The organism is Hydrogenophaga sp. (genome assembly GCF_051860785.1).
Taxonomy (GTDB): domain Bacteria; phylum Pseudomonadota; class Gammaproteobacteria; order Burkholderiales; family Burkholderiaceae_C; genus Hydrogenophaga.
This window is the reverse complement of the sequence record NZ_JBIMLB010000008.1, coordinates 135,644-151,863: the sequence shown is the minus strand read 5'-3', so window position 1 is coordinate 151,863 and position 16,220 is coordinate 135,644. Positions and strand designations below refer to the sequence as shown.

General features: G+C 62.9%; 15 protein-coding genes and 1 other RNA gene. 5 read left to right on the top strand and 11 right to left on the bottom strand.

The window, feature by feature from the left end:
* Complete coding sequence (gene xth / locus ACTIF6_RS12910; protein ID WP_439588390.1) at positions 1-777, top strand: exodeoxyribonuclease III; 777 nt, start codon at positions 1-3, stop codon at positions 775-777.
* Here the strand turns inward: xth and ntrC are convergent.
* The 6 genes from ntrC to ACTIF6_RS12880 form a co-directional block, all read right to left on the bottom strand.
* The gene (ntrC, locus tag ACTIF6_RS12905) at positions 764-2,308 is read right to left on the bottom strand and encodes a nitrogen regulation protein NR(I) (protein WP_439588389.1); all 1,545 of its coding nucleotides are present in this window, start codon (positions 2,306-2,308) and stop codon (positions 764-766) included. The genes xth and ntrC overlap by 14 nt on opposite strands.
* Before the next feature lie 58 nt (positions 2,309-2,366).
* Positions 2,367-3,425, bottom strand: a complete 1,059-nt coding sequence (gene glnL / locus ACTIF6_RS12900) for a nitrogen regulation protein NR(II) (protein WP_439588388.1) — start codon at positions 3,423-3,425, stop codon at positions 2,367-2,369.
* Positions 3,426-3,511: 86 nt separating this feature from the next.
* Positions 3,512-4,051: a hypothetical protein gene (locus ACTIF6_RS12895; RefSeq protein ID WP_439588387.1), complete on the bottom strand. Its 540-nt coding sequence runs from the start codon at positions 4,049-4,051 to the stop codon at positions 3,512-3,514.
* A gap of 194 nt (positions 4,052-4,245) precedes the next feature.
* Positions 4,246-5,661, bottom strand: a complete 1,416-nt coding sequence (glnA, locus tag ACTIF6_RS12890; RefSeq protein ID WP_439588386.1) for a type I glutamate--ammonia ligase — start codon at positions 5,659-5,661, stop codon at positions 4,246-4,248.
* Between the two features lie 257 nt (positions 5,662-5,918).
* A complete protein-coding gene (locus tag ACTIF6_RS12885; RefSeq protein WP_439588385.1) occupies positions 5,919-6,734 on the bottom strand; it encodes a competence/damage-inducible protein A in 816 nt (271 codons plus the stop codon).
* Entirely contained in the window at positions 6,731-7,651 is a 921-nt protein-coding gene (locus ACTIF6_RS12880; RefSeq protein ID WP_439588384.1) for an EI24 domain-containing protein, read from the bottom strand. The genes ACTIF6_RS12885 and ACTIF6_RS12880 overlap by 4 nt, the downstream gene beginning before the upstream one ends.
* Positions 7,652-7,712: 61 nt before the next feature.
* On the opposite strand from ACTIF6_RS12880, the gene ACTIF6_RS12875 reads away from it, so the two are divergent.
* Together ACTIF6_RS12875 and ACTIF6_RS12870 are read left to right on the top strand one after the other, a co-directional pair.
* Positions 7,713-8,537, top strand: a complete 825-nt coding sequence (locus ACTIF6_RS12875) for an alpha/beta fold hydrolase (protein ID WP_439588383.1) — start codon at positions 7,713-7,715, stop codon at positions 8,535-8,537.
* A 130-nt stretch (positions 8,538-8,667) separates the two neighbouring features.
* The gene (locus tag ACTIF6_RS12870; RefSeq protein WP_439588382.1) at positions 8,668-9,411 is read left to right on the top strand and encodes a hypothetical protein; all 744 of its coding nucleotides are present in this window, start codon (positions 8,668-8,670) and stop codon (positions 9,409-9,411) included.
* On the opposite strand, the gene ACTIF6_RS12865 is transcribed toward ACTIF6_RS12870, so the two are convergent.
* Positions 9,408-10,148 carry a pseudouridine synthase gene (locus ACTIF6_RS12865; RefSeq protein WP_439588441.1) on the bottom strand — a complete coding sequence of 247 codons (741 nt, stop codon included), beginning with the start codon at positions 10,146-10,148 and terminating at the stop codon, positions 9,408-9,410. The two genes, ACTIF6_RS12870 and ACTIF6_RS12865, sit on opposite strands and share 4 nt — an antisense overlap.
* Before the next feature lie 51 nt (positions 10,149-10,199).
* Between ACTIF6_RS12865 and ACTIF6_RS12860 the strand changes: the two genes are divergently transcribed.
* Complete coding sequence (locus ACTIF6_RS12860; RefSeq protein WP_439588381.1) at positions 10,200-10,793, top strand: DUF2062 domain-containing protein; 594 nt, start codon at positions 10,200-10,202, stop codon at positions 10,791-10,793.
* A gap of 27 nt (positions 10,794-10,820) precedes the next feature.
* On the opposite strand, the gene ssrA is transcribed toward ACTIF6_RS12860, so the two are convergent.
* The 4 genes from ssrA to ompA form a co-directional block, all read right to left on the bottom strand.
* Positions 10,821-11,197: a transfer-messenger RNA gene (ssrA, locus tag ACTIF6_RS12855) on the bottom strand.
* A gap of 12 nt (positions 11,198-11,209) precedes the next feature.
* On the bottom strand, positions 11,210-11,875 hold the full coding sequence (locus tag ACTIF6_RS12850) for an HAD-IA family hydrolase (RefSeq protein ID WP_439588440.1): 666 nt from the start codon (positions 11,873-11,875) through the stop codon (positions 11,210-11,212).
* Positions 11,876-11,883: 8 nt separating this feature from the next.
* Positions 11,884-12,591 (bottom strand): bifunctional 2-polyprenyl-6-hydroxyphenol methylase/3-demethylubiquinol 3-O-methyltransferase UbiG, encoded by a 708-nt coding sequence (gene ubiG, locus ACTIF6_RS12845; protein WP_439588380.1) that lies wholly within the window; start codon positions 12,589-12,591, stop codon positions 11,884-11,886.
* A 70-nt stretch (positions 12,592-12,661) separates the two neighbouring features.
* Positions 12,662-13,315, bottom strand: a complete 654-nt coding sequence (gene ompA / locus ACTIF6_RS12840; RefSeq protein WP_439588379.1) for an outer membrane protein OmpA — start codon at positions 13,313-13,315, stop codon at positions 12,662-12,664.
* Positions 13,316-13,576: 261 nt separating this feature from the next.
* Here ompA and gyrA point away from each other — a divergent pair, with 261 nt between their 5' ends.
* The gene (gyrA, locus tag ACTIF6_RS12835; protein WP_439588378.1) at positions 13,577-16,216 is read left to right on the top strand and encodes a DNA gyrase subunit A; all 2,640 of its coding nucleotides are present in this window, start codon (positions 13,577-13,579) and stop codon (positions 16,214-16,216) included.
* Positions 16,217-16,220: the final 4 nt, after the last annotated feature.

The window sequence follows — 16,220 nt, the reverse complement described above, 5'->3', positions numbered from 1 at the left end:
ATGAAACTCGCCACCTGGAACATCAACTCACTCACCATCCGCCTGCCCCAGGTGCTGGACTGGCTGGCGGCCAATCCTGTCGACGCACTGGGTCTGCAGGAACTCAAGCTGGTGGACGAGAAATTTCCTTACGACGCGCTCAAGGAAGCGGGCTACCACGCGGCGGTGTTTGGCCAGAAGACCTACAACGGCGTGGCCATCCTGACCCGCACGCCGCCGAGCGATGTGGTGCGCAACATCCCAAGCCACGACGATCCGCAGTCGCGCGTGATCGCCGCCACGCTGGACACGCCCGAAGGTCCGCTGCGAATGGTGAACTGCTACTTCGTCAACGGGCAGGCACCCGGCACCGAGAAGTTTGCCTACAAGATGCTTTGGCTGGAAGCGCTGCACCGCTGGCTGGGCGAAGAGATGAAGACGCATCCACGCCTGGTGCTGCTGGGCGACTTCAACGTGGCGCCGGAAGACCGCGATTCCTTCGACCCCGTGGGCTTGAAGGACACGATCCACCACACGGTGGAAGAGCGCCAGCATTTCCAGGACCTGCTGAAGCTGGGGCTCACGGACGCCTACCGCCTGTTCGAGCAGCCCGAGAAAAGCTATTCCTGGTGGGACTACCGCATGCTCGGTTTCCAGAAGAACCGCGGGCTGCGCATCGACCACATCCTGGTGAGCGACGCGCTGCGGCCCCGCGTGACGGCCTGCACCATCGACCGCGCACCGCGCAAGAACCCTCAGCCCAGCGACCACGCGCCGGTGGTGGTCACTCTAGATTGAGTTCCTGGATCTTGCGCGTGATGGTATTTCGGCCAATGCCAAGCTTGTGTGCGGCTTCGATGCGGCGCCCGCGCGTGTTGGCCAACGCCGTCTGAATCAGGCGCGTTTCGAAACGGCGGGTGAGCACGTCCCACACGTCGGTGCGGCCTTCTTCCAGCAATGACAGCGCCTCGGCCTGAAGGCCGCTTTCCCAGGCCAGCGTTGCACCGGGCAACGCCGCTGCGGATGTGGCAGCGGCTTCACCCGATGGAACGACCGATTCGGATACACCTTCAGGTTCCGGCAGTGGAACGGCGGACTGGAAAACCGGCGCCGGCGTGGACGCTGGTGTCACCACAGGCGCACCAGCCAACGCCACGGTTCCCGCCATGCTCAGCACCTCGGGCGGCAGGTCCTTGACCTCGACCATCTGCGCCGGCGCCATCACCGTGAGCCAATGGCACACGTTTTCAAGCTGGCGCACATTGCCGGGGAAGTCGAACGTGCCGAGCAGCCTGAGCGCTGCTTCCGAAATGCGTTTGGGCTCCACACCCAGCTGACGCGCGCTCTGCTGCAGGAAGAAGCGCGTGAGCATGGGCACGTCTTCACGCCGTTCGCGCAGCGCCGGCAAGCGCAGTCGAATCACGTTGAGACGGTGGAACAAATCCTCCCGGAACACGCCTTCCTTGACGCGTTGCTCCAGGTTCTGGTGGGTCGCGGCAATCACGCGCACATTGGCGCGAACGGCGCTGTGGCCACCCACCCGATAGAAATGGCCGTCGGACAGCACCCGCAGCAGCCGCGTCTGCAGGTCGAAGGGCATGTCGCCGATTTCGTCGAGGAACAACGTGCCCCCCTCGGCCTGTTCGAAGCGGCCTCGCCGCATGGTCTGCGCACCGGTGAACGCGCCGCGCTCATGGCCGAACAGTTCGGACTCCAGCAAGTCCTTCGGTATGGCTGCGGTGTTGATGGCCACGAAAGGCCCGCCGGAGCGCGGCGAATGCTTGTGCAGTGCACGCGCCACCAGTTCCTTGCCTGAACCCGACTCGCCGGTGATGAGCACCGTGACCTGGCTCTGGCTCAGGCGGCCAATGGCGCGAAACACGTCCTGCATGGCGGGGGCCTGGCCCAGCATCTCTGGCGCAGCTGTCATGCGCTCCTCGGCCACTTCCTCGCGCTGGCTTTCCTCCACCGCCCGGTGGATCAACTCCACCGCCTTGGGCAGGTCAAAGGGTTTGGGCAGGTATTCGAAAGCACCGCCCTGGAACGCCGACACCGCGCTGTCCAGGTCGGAGAACGCCGTCATGATGATCACGGGCAGGCCGGGCAGCTTCTCCTTCACGCGCTCCAGCAGCTCCAGCCCGGATCCGCCAGGCATGCGAATGTCGCTCACCAGGATCTGCGGGCCTTCGCTCTCGGGCGTGTCCAACAGGGCCTTGAGCACGTCCTGCGGGTTGGTGAAACTGCGGGTGGGCAGGTTCTCGCGCAGCAGCGCTTTCTCGAGCACGAAGCGGATCGATTGATCGTCGTCCACTATCCAGATCGGCTTCATGTAGATGTCTTCCCTTTCCTGTGGCGCGGCGCTCGGCTGTCGTGTGTCGATGATCGGTCTAAGGCAGAGGGATCAGGAGTTTGAAGTCCGTCTCCCCGGGCACGCTCTCACACTCGATCAGGCCATGGTGCTGCTGGACAAAAGTCTGTGCCAGCGTCAGCCCCAGGCCGGAACCACCATCGCGCCCCGACACCAGCGGGTAGAAGATGCGATCCTTGATCGAGTCTGGAACACCAGGCCCGTTGTCGATCACATGCAATTCCAGTGCCAGCCGATAGCGCTGTTTGCCAAATGTCACTTGTCGGCCCACGCGCGTGCGAAACACGATGCGCGCATCGCCGGCCGCAATGCGGTCGCCCAGGGCTTGAGCTGCGTTGTGGGCGATGTTGAGCACCGCCTGAATGAGCTGCTCACGATCGCCCCGGAACTCGGGAATCGAGGTGTCGTAGTCGCGCACGACGCGCAGGCCTTTGGGGAACTCGGCCAGGATCAGGGAACGCACCCGCTCGCACACTTCGTGAATGTTCACGTCGCCAACCACGTGTGGTCGGCGGTGGGGAGCGAGCAGGCGGTCCACCAGCGACTGGAGGCGATCGGCCTCATGGATGATGACCTGGGTGTACTCGATGAGCTCGCGCGAATCGAGCTCCATCTGCAGCAACTGGGCCGCACCGCGAATGCCACCGAGTGGGTTCTTGATCTCGTGTGCGAGATTGCGGATCAGCTCCTTGTTCGCCTGCGCCTGGTCGATCAGGCGCTCTTCGCGCTCCTGTCTTGCCTGCTGTTCCAGCGGCAACAACTCCACCACCACCTCGCCCGGGTTGTCGGTCTGGGCCACCACCACGTGCACCGGCAGCGCATCGTGGTTCAGGCGCTTGAGCCAGGCGTCGTAGCGCAATGCCGCGAAATGGTTGCCGCTGGCGCCATGCAACGCGTTCTCCAGCAAGGCTGGCTCGGTGAAACAGTCCTGCAGCTTCGTGCCCGCAATGCTGCGCCGAGACATGCCCAGCGCGTCCTCCAGCGCCGCATTCGCGAACTGCACTGCGCCATGCTGGTCGACCACTGCCACGAGCGTGGCCAGCAGGTCGAGTGACTGAAACCGGGAAGGCGCCGTCACCGGCTTGCGCGGGCTGACGGAGTGGGAGCTGGAGCGGGGTGAATCCGCAGGGAGACGAGGGGGTGGCGTGGACTTTTTCAAGCCACCTATTTTGATGCAGAACCCGAGCTGTTGGGGGAAACGCCGACACGCCCGAGCTCGCGCTGGATGCTCGCCACATCGTTCTCGGCGCGCCCCACGGCTGCTTTGAGCTCGGCCACGCGATCCAGGTAACGCTGGTAGTTGCGCGATTCAATGCCCTGCTTCTCAGGCTCCCCATTGGCGTACTCTTTGCGCGCCTGAGCCAGCCGCTCCTCGGCCTTGCGAAGCTCCGCCTCAAGAATGACCCGGGCATCGCTGTCCCGAGCCCGCTGGGCCGATGAGTCCACCCGCTCGCCACCGCTGCGCGGGGAAGCGGCAGGCGTCGCGCGCGCAGCGGCCGGTGCGACCTTGGTGCCTTCCACGATGGTGATGTTGCCGCCCTGCATCAAGGTGCAGCCCCTGGATTTGGCGACCTGGGCATCGTTGGTGTATTCGTTGCCGCAGCGGTAAATGCTGCCCTGGGCCTGAATATGGGCGGAACCCGACGCCAGCGCAGCAAGGGCCAGAAGGCGAATGGTGTGGAAGGGCGAAAGCTTCGGAAACACGGCAACTCCAGCGAGACGGTGAGGGCTACACGCACGAGCAACATGCGCAAATCAGTATGACCGAAAAACCCGCGAAAAAGTGCCGTCGCGCCTGAACGGTGGCTGTGAGCCGCCAGGACCACGAAAAAGGGACCGCAAGTGCGGTCCCCTCAAGAAGCTCAGGAAGACCCCGCCAGGCCTGGCGGGTCCCACCATCAGAGGCTGTAGTACATGTCGAATTCGACCGGGTGCGGCGCCATGCGGAAACGCGTGACTTCGCCCATCTTGAGTTCGATGTAGGCGTCGAGCATGGAGTCAGTGAACACGCCACCCTTGGTCAGGAAGCCGCGGCCTTTGTCCAGGTACTCCAGCGCCTGGTCCAGGCTGTGGCACACGGTGGGCACCAGCTTGTCTTCTTCCGGGGGCAGGTGGTAGAGGTCCTTCGTGGCGGCTTCGCCGGGATGGATCTTGTTTTCCACGCCATCCAGGCCAGCCATCATCAGGGCCGAGAAAGCCAGGTAGGGATTGGCCGAAGGATCCGGGAAACGAGCCTCGATGCGGCGGCCTTTGGGATTGGCCACATACGGGATGCGGATCGAGGCCGAGCGGTTGCGGGCCGAGTAGGCCAGCTTCACCGGGGCTTCGAAGCCGGGCACCAGGCGCTTGTAAGAGTTCGTGCCGGGGTTGGTGATGGCGTTGAGCGCACGGGCATGCTTGATGATGCCGCCGACGTAGTACAGGGCAAATTCGCTCAGGCCGGCGTAGCCGTCGCCAGCAAACAGGTTCTTGCCGTCTTTCCAGATCGACTGGTGCACGTGCATGCCGGAGCCGTTGTCGCCAGCGTAGGGCTTGGGCATGAAGGTCGCGGTCTTGCCGTAGGCATTGGCAACGTTCCACACCACGTACTTGAGAACCTGCGTCCAGTCGGCACGCTCAACGAGGGTGCTGAACTTGGTACCGATCTCGTTCTGGCCAGCGCCCGCCACTTCGTGGTGGAACACTTCGACCGGGATGCCCAGCGATTCGAGAATCAGCGACATCTCGGCGCGCATGTCCTGCGTGCTGTCGACCGGGGGCACCGGGAAGTAGCCGCCCTTGACCGTGGGACGGTGGCCGCGGTTGCCGCCTTCCAGCTTGGAACCGCTGTTCCAGGGGGCCTCGTACTCTTCGATCTCGCTGAACACGCGGCCGGGCTCGTTGCTCCAGCGCACGCCGTCGAAAATGAAGAATTCGGGTTCTGGTCCGAAGTAGGCGGTGTCGCCCAGTCCGGAGGCCTTCAGGTAGGCCTCGGCGCGCTTGGCGATGGAACGCGGGTCGCGGTCATAGGCTTTGCCGTCGCCCGGCTCGATCACGTCGCACTGCAGAAACAGCGTGGTTTCTTCGAAGAAAGGGTCGATGTTGGCGGTGTTGGGGTCGGGCATGAGTTGCATGTCCGAGGCTTCAATGCCCTTCCAGCCCGCCACCGAGGAACCGTCAAAAGCGTGGCCCGAAACGAATTTGTCTTCGTCGAAGTGGGACACAGGCACGGTCACGTGCTGTTCCTTGCCCCGGGTGTCGGTGAAGCGGAAGTCGACAAACTTGACCTCGTTGTCCTTCACGATCTGCATCACATCTGCGACGGTCTTGGCCATCAAATACTCCTGTAGCTGGGTGAGTTGGGAATTGAAAACGACGCTGCAATCAAGCAGTATTTGTGCCACCAGCGGATACCGCTTGGGCGCCGCCCCGCCTGGCGCCCCGGATTATGGCGCAGCCCATGCGCCACAAAGGGTCATGGCGTCGATTCCGGGGGATGATTCAGGGCCCAACCTGCACCAAGCGGAGTCTCCGGCGAGCCAGGCGCCCGTTAACGGTGCGCTCACCTCATGATGCACCGAAGTTGTGCATTTCAGCGACGCACCATTTCAGGGCCCGTGCTGGCTCCATGCTCTCGCAGGCCTGCCAGCAGATCCTGGTAGGCGGCAGCCACCGCCGTGGCGGCCCCTTTTACACCCAGTTCTATGTGGCGGCCGAATTCGGGATGGTCCACGCTGGGCAGGCTGAACACCTTTACCGAATGGGCCTTTTCGATCTGCTCCATGAGTGGTGTAAGAGCCGCTTCCATGGCACCGAAGACGATCACCGACTGCTCCAGCCAGATCCCCTGGCGCTGGAGATGAAGGTACTGGTGGTCCAGCACCCATTCGATCATGGGCCACGCCATCACCGGAAACCCAGGCAGGAAATGGACCGTACCGCCGCCCAGTCCATCGCAGCTGAATCCTGGAATCTTGTTGTACGGGTTCTGGATGATGCGTGAGCCCACCGGGAACACGCCCATGTTGTAGCGATGCACGTTGTCAGCACGGGTGGGATCGAATGTCTCGCCGCGCTCAGCGGCCGTGTCGCGCATGCGCGCCTCGATCAGGTCTCGCGCCTCAGGGTGCAAGGCCAGTTCCACGCCAAGCGCGGCGGCGGCGCACTGCCGCGTGTGATCGTCCGGGGTAGCGCCGATACCGCCACAACAGAAAACCACATCAGAGTCGGCAAATGCATCGCGAAGCGCGTCGGTGATGCGCTTTCGATCGTCCCCGACCACCCGCGCCCAGGTGAGCGACATCCCCCGTCGCGCAAGCAGTTCGACGACCTTGGGCAGGTGCTTGTCGCTGCGTTTTCCTGACAGGATTTCATCGCCAACGATGATGAGGCCGAGTTCGCTCGTCATGGCGATGTGGGGAACTGGGTAGGCGGCGTGCCACCCGGCGCCGCTGGTGGCTGCAGGGGGGCATCGGAGGGGCCGGGCAAGAAGGCCGGATCCACCCGTTCAGCGGCCGGCACATCCACCGGCGCCTTGGCGCGCAGGCGTTGCAGCGCGGCGAGCGAGAAATGCGCGAACCAGAGGGAGGCGAAGGCAAATACCAGCGTGTAGATCCAGATGGCCACCGGCACGAGGACCGGCGCCATGGCAATGAACATCGCGCCAGAGGCCCACAGCAAGCTCGGCGCAGCGCCCAGGTAGCCACTGAGCACGCCCATCAAGAGCAAAGTGCCCCGGTGTTCGCGCATGATGACTTTTCTTTCTTCGCTGCTGGCGTGCGTGGCAAGCGCATCGAAAGCGAACACGCGGTAGGTGAGCCAACCCCAGATGAGTGGCGGCAGGATCAGCACCAGGGGTGGCACCAGCCACAGCGGCATGGACAACACCAGCACCACCACGGCCAGCAGCGTGGAGCCGAGCGACCACAGCACACTGACCACCAGCGAGCCGCCCTGCTTGCGCTCCAGACCGGCAAAACGGCGCTGGCCCACCATGTCGACCATGGCCGGTGTCATGAACATGGCCACGAGCAACAGGCACAACAAGACAATCAGCGGCGTGGCCAGCACCAGCACCAGCAGCGGCGCGAACACCATTCGCAGAGAACCGGCCCCCACCTGCTCGAGCCAGGAAAGGAAGGTCTGCACCATCCCGAAGGCTTCGAGCCACGCGGCAACCGAGGCCACAGCGCCCTCCCAGAAGAAGTAGCCCAGGCCGAACGACAGCGCCACCATCAGGATGAGCGGGAGGATCGACAAAGCGATCACACGCGGGTGGATGCAATACACCACGGCGCGCCAGAAGGAATCAAAAAGCAGGGACATGGCGGCAAGAATACATCCATTCGTGCGGTGTACCCGTCGGCGGGATGGGTACGATCTGCGCATGAACCGCATCGAGATTGAAGGCGTCGGCCTGGAGTTGACGCACATCCCCGGACCGGCCGATCAGGCACCCCTTGTCTTCCTGCACGAGGGCCTGGGCAGCGTGGCCATGTGGCGGCAACGTGGGCGCGACTGGCCAGCCGAACTCTGCGCTGCCAGCAGGCGAGCCGGATGGATCTACTCCCGCCGCGGATACGGGCGATCGGACCCCATCCCCGATGTCCGCGGCGCACCCGGGCAGGACGGCTTCTGGACCCGAGGACGGCACGGGCCCGACTACATGCACCGTGAAGCCGGGCAGGTCCTGCCCGCGTTGCTGAAGGGTCTGGGTCTGTCGCAGCCCCCGGTCCTGATCGGGCACTCCGACGGCGCCACCATCGCGTTGCTGCACGCCAGCAGGCACCCTGTAACAGCCTGCGTGGCCATGGCGCCGCACGTGGTGGTCGAAGATGTGGCCCTGCGCGCGATTGCAGAAGCCAAACGGCTTTATGAAGACGACCCCGCGGGCGAAAGTGGACTTCGCCAACGCCTGGCGCGGTACCACGCCGATGTGGACAACGCTTTCTGGCAATGGAACGACGTCTGGCTCAGTCCGGCCTTTGCCACCTTCGACATCCGCCCGGAATGCCAGCAAATCCGGGCACCCCTCCTCCTGATCCAGGGCATGCGTGATGAATACGGCACGCTGGCTCAACTCCGTGCCATTGAAGCCGCAACGCCACAGGCCCGCAGTGTCGAACTGGACGACTGCGGCCACAGCCCGCACCGGGATCAGCCCGATGCGCTGATGGCCGCCGTCCTCTCGTTTCTGGAAGCAACAGGCTGAACCGAGCGCGAAAGGATGGTCAAACACCAAGGAATTCACGCCAATCTCGTGCGGGCAAACGACAGACCCCCCCGTTTTACTGGCCAGCCCCTACACTTTGATACAAATTGATCGACCTGACCTCATCATCATGAATCACTGGACCAATCCATGGCTGCTCGCCGTGCTCGCGCCCGCTCTGCTGGCCCTGGGTGCGCTGCTGCATCGCTGGTGGACGGACCGGCAAGCCCGTGAGCGCAGGCGAATTCCGAAACATTGGCCGTTGAGCACGCGTGCCCTCGCCAACAGCGAAGAAGCCCGGGTGTGGCATTGGCTGGCCCGCGCCTTCTACGACCATCACGTCATGATCAAGCTGCCGGTCACGCGCTTCACCTTGCCGCGCGACAAGGAGCAGGGCATGGAGTGGTACAAGTTGCTTGGCGGCGTGTACTGCACCTTCACCGTGTGCCGGTCTGATGGCCGCGTGCTGGGCTGCCTGGACGTGCCCGGCAGTGCTGGCCTGCCGCGCAGCACCCGCACCCTCAAGCACTCGCTGCTCACCCAATGCGGCCTGCCCTACTGGGTCGTGCGCTCCAACAGCCTGCCCACGGTTGCCGAGATTCGCGCCGAGTTCCTGGGCGAATCGACGCTGAGCCAGACCATGCGCGAACGCGAGATGGAAGAGCGCGCCATCATCGCGGCACAAGCCAACCTGCGCACCGTGCTCACCCGTCAGCGCAGCAACCGCAACAGCGACTTCGGACCGCTTTCGAACTGGCCCAACAGCACCACGGGCGAGCCGCGCAGCGATTTTCCGCGCAGCGACTTCAACTCGCAGTGGCAGGAAAACTCCTTCCTCATGCCACTGGACAGCCGCAAGGGCGATCTGCTCTAAGGTTTCGCCACTTTCTGAGTTAGTGCAGCCACTTCGCTGGGGGACAGCCAGCGCCAACGGCCTTCTGGCAACTCAGGCGTCAGTGCGAGATTCCCGATCTCGGAGCGGTGAAGCGACTCCACCCGATTGCCGACCGCAGCCACCATGCGCTTGACCTGGTGGTACTTTCCTTCGGTGAGCGTCATGCGCAGGTGGTGCTCGTTCACCGCTGAACAGGCCTGCGCGCGCACCGGGTGGGGATCGTCATCCAGCACCACACCATCAAGCAATCTCTTCAGTTGCCGATCGTCCAGCGGGTGCTTGACCTGCGCCTCGTAAACCTTGGGCACGTGATGGCGCGGCGAGGTCATGCGGTGAATGAACTTGCCGTCGTCCGACATCAGCAAAAGTCCCGTCGTGTCCTGATCCAGTCGACCCACGGCTTGGACACCGGCAGCCGCCCCCCCACCGCGCGTGCGCAAGGGGCCTGGCAGCAAGGTATAGACGCTCGGGTACGTGCTGGGTTTTTGAGAACACTCGAAACCTGCGGGCTTGTTCAGCATCAGATACGCAACGGCGTGGTACTGCCAGACTTCGCCCCGCACCCGGAACTCCAGGCCGTTCTCTTCAAATGTCGCTGCAGGGTCGGTGCAGGGCACCGAATCGTTTCCTACCACCACCAGTCCCTGCTGCACCAGCCCGCTGCAAATGCGGCGGGTACCAAAGCCCTGCGAAAAAAGTATGTCCTGCAACTGCATCATGATTCGGCGATTGTCGCTGCTCGAAACACGACCTACCCGGCCACCCGCATGAGAGAAAAATTCAGAAAGTGGTTGCCCACGCCCGAAGCGCTGCGCAACAACCGATGGCTGCGCTGGATGGGTCCGGTGCTCCTGCACCCTGCGCTGTGGCACTTCAGCCGGAAAGGGATCGCACTGGGGGTTGCGCTGGGCATTTTCTTCGGGCTGCTGATTCCCGTGGCGCAGATACCCGCCTCCGCAGCAGGGGCCGTGCTGCTGCGCGCGAACCTGCCCATGGCGGTGGCCAGCACGCTGGTCTCGAACCCGGTCACGTTCGGGCCGGTGTACTACGGCGCCTACCGTTTGGGCAAAGTGGTGCTGGGCGAGCGCGCCATCACGGAAATCGAGGCGCAGCAAAGGTTGGCGGAAGTTCACGACGAGCCGCCGGAAGTCCAGCGCAAGAGCACTGGCGAGCGCATGGCGCACTGGTTGGAGCGCTTGCGCACGGTAGGCAAGCCGCTGGCCGTGGGGCTCTCGATCATTGCCGCGACCAGCGCCCTCATCGTGTACTTTCTGATCAGCGGAATCTGGATCCTGAACACACGACGCGTCAGAAGAAAGCGCCTGCGCACGCGTGGAAAAGACAAAGACCGCCAGGCTTGAGTGCCTGGCGGTCTTTGTCGGGCCAAATGGTGGAGCTGGGGGGATTTGAACCCCCGTCCGCAAGCCTTCTTCGAGCAGTTCTACATGTGTAGCCGTCTGTTTTGAGTCTCGCCGCCCGAGTCGCGCAGTGGCACGCTAAACGGGAAGCCAGCATCCTTGAATCTCACTCTGCGCCAAGGTGCCCGACGCAAAGCCAGCCGATGTAAATATCCTCGCAGCCGGGAGGTCTTGCGACCCCCTTGCCCAGCCCATCGGCCTGCTGTTGCGAGGCTCACCGGTGTTTAAGCGGCGAGTGCGAAACGTTCGTCGTTTGCAGTTGGTTTTTTTCTGCGGATTTACGAGGTGACAGAACCTCGACATGCCCTGCTGCGCGTCCGAACCCACGTCGAAACCGGTGCAGCCCCAAGCACTTGAGTTTAAGCCACTTCCAGTAAATTCAAGAGCTCGAGTGGAGAAGACACTTCGGCGCTGGCACCCCAAGCGGCCACATCTGCCCCAGCCCCCAGATAGCCATATCGCGCCGCCACCGTTCCCATACCTGCCGCGCGCCCGGCAAGAATGTCGCGCTCATCGTCGCCGACATAAATGCATTCGGCTGGCGACACGGACATTCGCCGGGTGGCTTCCAGCAAGGGGGCCGGATGCGGCTTGGCATGCGGCGTCGTGTCACCACTCACGATGGCGGAGGCTGTTGCGAACAACGGCATTGCCTGCGTGATAGGACCTGTGAAGCGCTGCGACTTGTTGGTCACCACACCCCAGGCAAACCCACGCTCCTGCAGCAACCCGAGCATTTCCTGCACCTCGTGAAAGGGCTGGGTGCGCTGCAACAGGCATTCCGTGTAGGCAGCGAAAAATTCCACCTTCAGAGCTTCGTAGTCGGCGTGTTCAGGTGTCACGCCGAAGGCCGCAAGCAGCATGCCCCGGGCACCCGAACCCGCCAGGGGTCGATAGCGGTCCAGTGGCAGCGAGGACATGCCTCGGCGCAGTCGCATGCCGTCTGCCGCCGCACCCAGGTCGGGAGCGCTGTCAATCAGGGTGCCGTCCAAGTCAAACAGCACCGCACGCACGCCTCGAAAAATACGACCCGTCATGGGCGACGCGTGGCCAGAAGGTAGTTCACGCTGGTGTCACCACTGAGCCAATATCGACGCGTCAGCGGGTTGTATTCCATCCCACGGGTTTGCGAGAGCTCCAATCCGGCAGCACGGCAATGGGCGGCCAGTTCGCTGGGACGGATGAATTTGGCGAATTCGTGCGTACCCTTGGGCAACAACTGCAGAACGTATTCCGCGCCCAGAATGGCGAACAGAAAAGACTTTGGATTGCGGTTGATCGTCGAGAGGAAGACCCAACCACCCGGTTTGACGAGCGTAGAGCACGCTTTGACAACAGAAGAGGGATCGGGCACGTGTTCAAGCATCTCCATGCAGGTCACCACATCGAATTCACCCGGTCGCTCCAGGGCCAGCGCTTCAGCACTGATCTCCTCGTAGCGCACCTGGGCCGTGGCCGCCTCCAGCGCGTGCAACTGCGCCACCCGCAAGGCCTTCGACGAAAGGTCAATCCCCAGGACATGGGCGCCCTTGCGTGCCATGGCGTCGGACAGGATGCCGCCTCCACAACCGATGTCGACCACATTTTTTCCCGCCAGGGGAACCAATCCTTCAATCCAGCCAAGCCTCAACGGGTTGATCTGATGCAGGGGACGAAACTCGCTTTCAGGGTCCCACCAGCGATGGGCAAGTTCGGAGAACTTGGCCAGTTCGGCGGGATCGGCATTGATGTGTGGATTCATCGCTCGATTATCGTCAGCACAAGAAAAAACCGCGCCGAAGCGCGGTTTTCAGGGTCGAAGCTGAAGTGAATCAGTTCTTGCGGGTACCGACCACTTCCACTTCCACGCGACGGTTCTTGGCACGGCCTTCGCGGGTGGCGTTGTCAGCCACTGGCTGGGTCAGGCCCTTGCCTTCGGTGTAGATGCGGTTGCTTTCAATGCCCTTGCTCACCAGATAGGCCTTGACGGCTTCAGCGCGGCGGTTGGACAGGGCTTGGTTGTAACCAGCGGCACCGGTGGAGTCGGTGTGACCCACGGCGATCACGACTTCCAGAGCGATACCGGAGACCTTGCCGGCCAGATCGTCCAGTTTGGCCTTGCCTTCAGGCTTGAGGACGGCCTTGTCGAAATCGAAGAAGGCGTCAGCGGCGTAGGTCACCTTGGAGGCGACGGGTGCCGGTGCGGGTGCCGGAGCAGGTGCCGGTGCGGGAGCCGCGGCGGGTGCGGGAGCAGGTGCAGCGGCAGGCGCCGGAGCCGGTGCGGCCACAGGGACGATCGCGCCGTCGCAGCCTTGAGCCGCAGTGGCAGGCGTCCAGCTGGCATCGCGCCAGCAAAGTTCGTTTGTACCGTTTTTCCAGGCCAGCTCGCTGGTGCCATTGCGCCAGTTGTCGATGGTTTGGGCGCCGGCGGCGGTTGCCATGGCGGCGGTTGCAAACAGCATTGCCACTTTGTTGAGTTTTTTCATGGTTTTCCTCTATATAAGCCGCAGACAGACTGCGTAACAAGAACGACGCTTGTAGTGACCACCACTAAAAACGCTGGAATTTATTGTGCCACAAGCGCCGATACGCCAACCGGGGCGCCCAGTGCGGCTCTGTAGGACGAAGACCCGTGTTGCCTCATTCGTTGTCGTGGCACAACAAAATGTCGCGCCAAGCGTGTGCATACGTGCGCCTTAAAATCATGAGCTGCCTTTCGGCCCTCCACCGCACTCAAGCCACCGCACATGACACAGTTCGCCAAAGAGACCCTGCCCATCAGTCTTGAAGAGGAGATGCGGCGCAGTTACCTCGACTATGCAATGAGCGTGATTGTGGGCCGGGCGTTGCCCGACGCGCGCGATGGACTGAAACCGGTGCACCGCCGCGCGCTGTACGCCATGCACGAGCAGAACAACGACTGGAATCGCCCATTCCGGAAGAGTGCCCGCATCGTGGGTGACGTCATGGGTAAGTACCATCCGCACGGCGACAGCGCGATCTACGACACCATTGTTCGGATGGCCCAGCCCTTCTCGCTGCGCCACATGCTGGTGGATGGTCAGGGCAACTTCGGCTCGGTAGACGGCGACAACGCAGCGGCCATGCGTTACACCGAAGTGCGCCTGACCAAGATCGCGCACGAAATGCTGAACGACATCGACAAGGAAACGGTCGACTTCATTCCGAACTACGACGGCTCGCTGCAAGAGCCCTCGGTGCTGCCCTCGCGCCTGCCCAACCTGTTGGTCAACGGCTCCGCCGGTATCGCGGTGGGCATGGCGACGAACATCCCGCCCCACAACCTCAACGAAGTTGTGGATGCTTGCCTCCATCTGCTTAAAACGCCCGAAGCTTCCATTGACGAATTGATGGAGATCGTCCCCGCGCCTGATTTCCCCACGGCCGGCATCATCTATGGCATCAATGGTGTCAAGGACGGTTACCGAACGGGCCGAGGCCGCGTGGTCATGCGCGCGAAATGCCATTTCGAGGACATCGACCGCGGTCAGCGCCAGGCGATCATCGTCGACGAGCTGCCCTATCAGGTCAACAAGAAGACGCTGCAGGAACGCATCGCCGAGCTGGTGCATGAAAAGAAGATCGAGGGCATCAGCCACATTCAGGATGAATCCGACAAGTCGGGCATGCGACTGGTGATCGAACTCAAGCGCGGTGAAGTACCGGAGGTGGTGCTCAACAACCTGTACAAACAGACGCAATTGCAGGACACCTTCGGCATCAACATGGTGGCGCTGGTTGATGGCCAACCCAAGCTGTGCAACCTGAAGGACCTGATCCAGGTTTTCCTGGAACATCGCCGAGAAGTTGTCACACGCCGCACGGTGTTCAATCTTCGCAAGGCAAGGGAACGCGGCCATGTGCTGGAAGGCCTGGCGGTGGCGCTCGCCAACATTGACGAGTTCATTCGCATCATCCGCGAATCGCCCACGCCGCCAGTGGCCAAAAGCGAGCTGATGGCGCGCCCCTGGGACAGCCAGGTGGTACGCGAGATGCTGACCCGCACGCGCGCCGACGGCGGTGTGATCAACGCCGATGACTACCGGCCGGAGGGTCTGGAGCGAGAGTTCGGCATGGGGGGTGACGGCCTGTACCGCCTCTCGGAAACGCAAGCCCAGGAAATCCTGCAGATGCGCCTGCAGAGGCTGACCGGTCTGGAGCAGGACAAGATCGTGGCCGAGTACAAGGAAGTCATGGGCGAGATCGACGATCTGCTCGACATCCTGTCCAGACCCGAGCGTGTATCCACCATCATTGGTGATGAGCTCACTGCGGTGAAACAGGAATTCGGTCAGACCAAGCTGGGCGCACGCCGCAGCGAGATCGAGCACAACGCGCAGGATCTGGCCACGGAAGACCTGATCACGCCGACCGACATGGTGGTCACGCTCAGCCACAGCGGCTACATCAAAAGCCAGCCTCTTTCGGAATACCGCGCGCAAAAGCGCGGCGGGCGAGGCAAGCAAGCCACGGCGACCAAGGAAGACGACTGGATCGACCAGCTCTTCATTGCCAATACGCACGACTACATCCTGTGTTTCTCCAACCGGGGTCGGCTGTACTGGCTCAAGGTGTGGGAGGTGCCGGCGGGTTCACGCGGCTCCCGCGGCCGCCCGATCGTCAACATGTTCCCGCTGCAGGAAGGCGAGAAGATCAACGTGGTGCTGCCACTCACAGGTGAAATGCGCAGCTTCCCCTCAGACAGCTATGTGTTCATGGCGACGTCCATGGGGACCGTGAAGAAGACTGCGCTCGACGAGTTCAGCAACCCGCGCAAGGCCGGCATCATTGCCGTGGACCTCGACGAAGGTGATTTCCTCATCGGCGCGGCATTGACGGACGGGCAGCACGACGTGATGCTTTTCAGCGATGGCGGCAAGGCCGTTCGCTTCGATGAAAACGACGTCCGCCCCATGGGCCGCAATGCGCGTGGCGTTCGGGGCATGCTGATCGAGGACACGCAGAGCGTGATCGCCATGCTGGTGGCCGAAGACGAGCAACAGAGCGTGCTCACCGCCACCATCAATGGCTATGGCAAGCGCACACCCATCACCGAGTACACCCGCCATGGCCGGGGTACGAAGGGCATGATCGCGATCCAGCAAAGCGAGCGCAATGGCAAGGTGGTGGCCGCCACGCTGGTGCACACCGACGACGAAATCATGCTGATCACCGACAAGGGCGTGCTGGTGCGCACCCGCGTCTCCGAGATCCGCGAGATGGGCCGTGCCACGCAGGGCGTGACGCTCATCGCGCTGGACGAAGGCTCCGAGCTCTCGGGTCTGCAGCGCATTGTGGAGAACGACGCCAACGTGCCGGAAGCGGGTGATGCCAACGAGCTCGACGAGCCGGGCAGCGAGCCGTGACCCC

Coding starts and splice junctions, on each gene's coding strand:
- ACTIF6_RS12885 (WP_439588385.1), bottom strand. CDS start 6,734: ATGACGAGCGAACTCGGCCTCATCATCGTTGGCGATGAAATCCTGTCA.
- ubiG (WP_439588380.1), bottom strand. CDS start 12,591: ATGAATCCACACATCAATGCCGATCCCGCCGAACTGGCCAAGTTCTCC.
- ACTIF6_RS12875 (WP_439588383.1), top strand. CDS start 7,713: ATGAACCGCATCGAGATTGAAGGCGTCGGCCTGGAGTTGACGCACATC.
- glnA (WP_439588386.1), bottom strand. CDS start 5,661: ATGGCCAAGACCGTCGCAGATGTGATGCAGATCGTGAAGGACAACGAG.
- gyrA (WP_439588378.1), top strand. CDS start 13,577: ATGACACAGTTCGCCAAAGAGACCCTGCCCATCAGTCTTGAAGAGGAG.
- ACTIF6_RS12870 (WP_439588382.1), top strand. CDS start 8,668: ATGAATCACTGGACCAATCCATGGCTGCTCGCCGTGCTCGCGCCCGCT.
- ACTIF6_RS12865 (WP_439588441.1), bottom strand. CDS start 10,148: ATGCAGTTGCAGGACATACTTTTTTCGCAGGGCTTTGGTACCCGCCGC.
- ntrC (WP_439588389.1), bottom strand. CDS start 2,308: ATGAAGCCGATCTGGATAGTGGACGACGATCAATCGATCCGCTTCGTG.
- ACTIF6_RS12880 (WP_439588384.1), bottom strand. CDS start 7,651: ATGTCCCTGCTTTTTGATTCCTTCTGGCGCGCCGTGGTGTATTGCATC.
- ompA (WP_439588379.1), bottom strand. CDS start 13,315: ATGAAAAAACTCAACAAAGTGGCAATGCTGTTTGCAACCGCCGCCATG.
- xth (WP_439588390.1), top strand. CDS start 1: ATGAAACTCGCCACCTGGAACATCAACTCACTCACCATCCGCCTGCCC.
- ACTIF6_RS12860 (WP_439588381.1), top strand. CDS start 10,200: ATGAGAGAAAAATTCAGAAAGTGGTTGCCCACGCCCGAAGCGCTGCGC.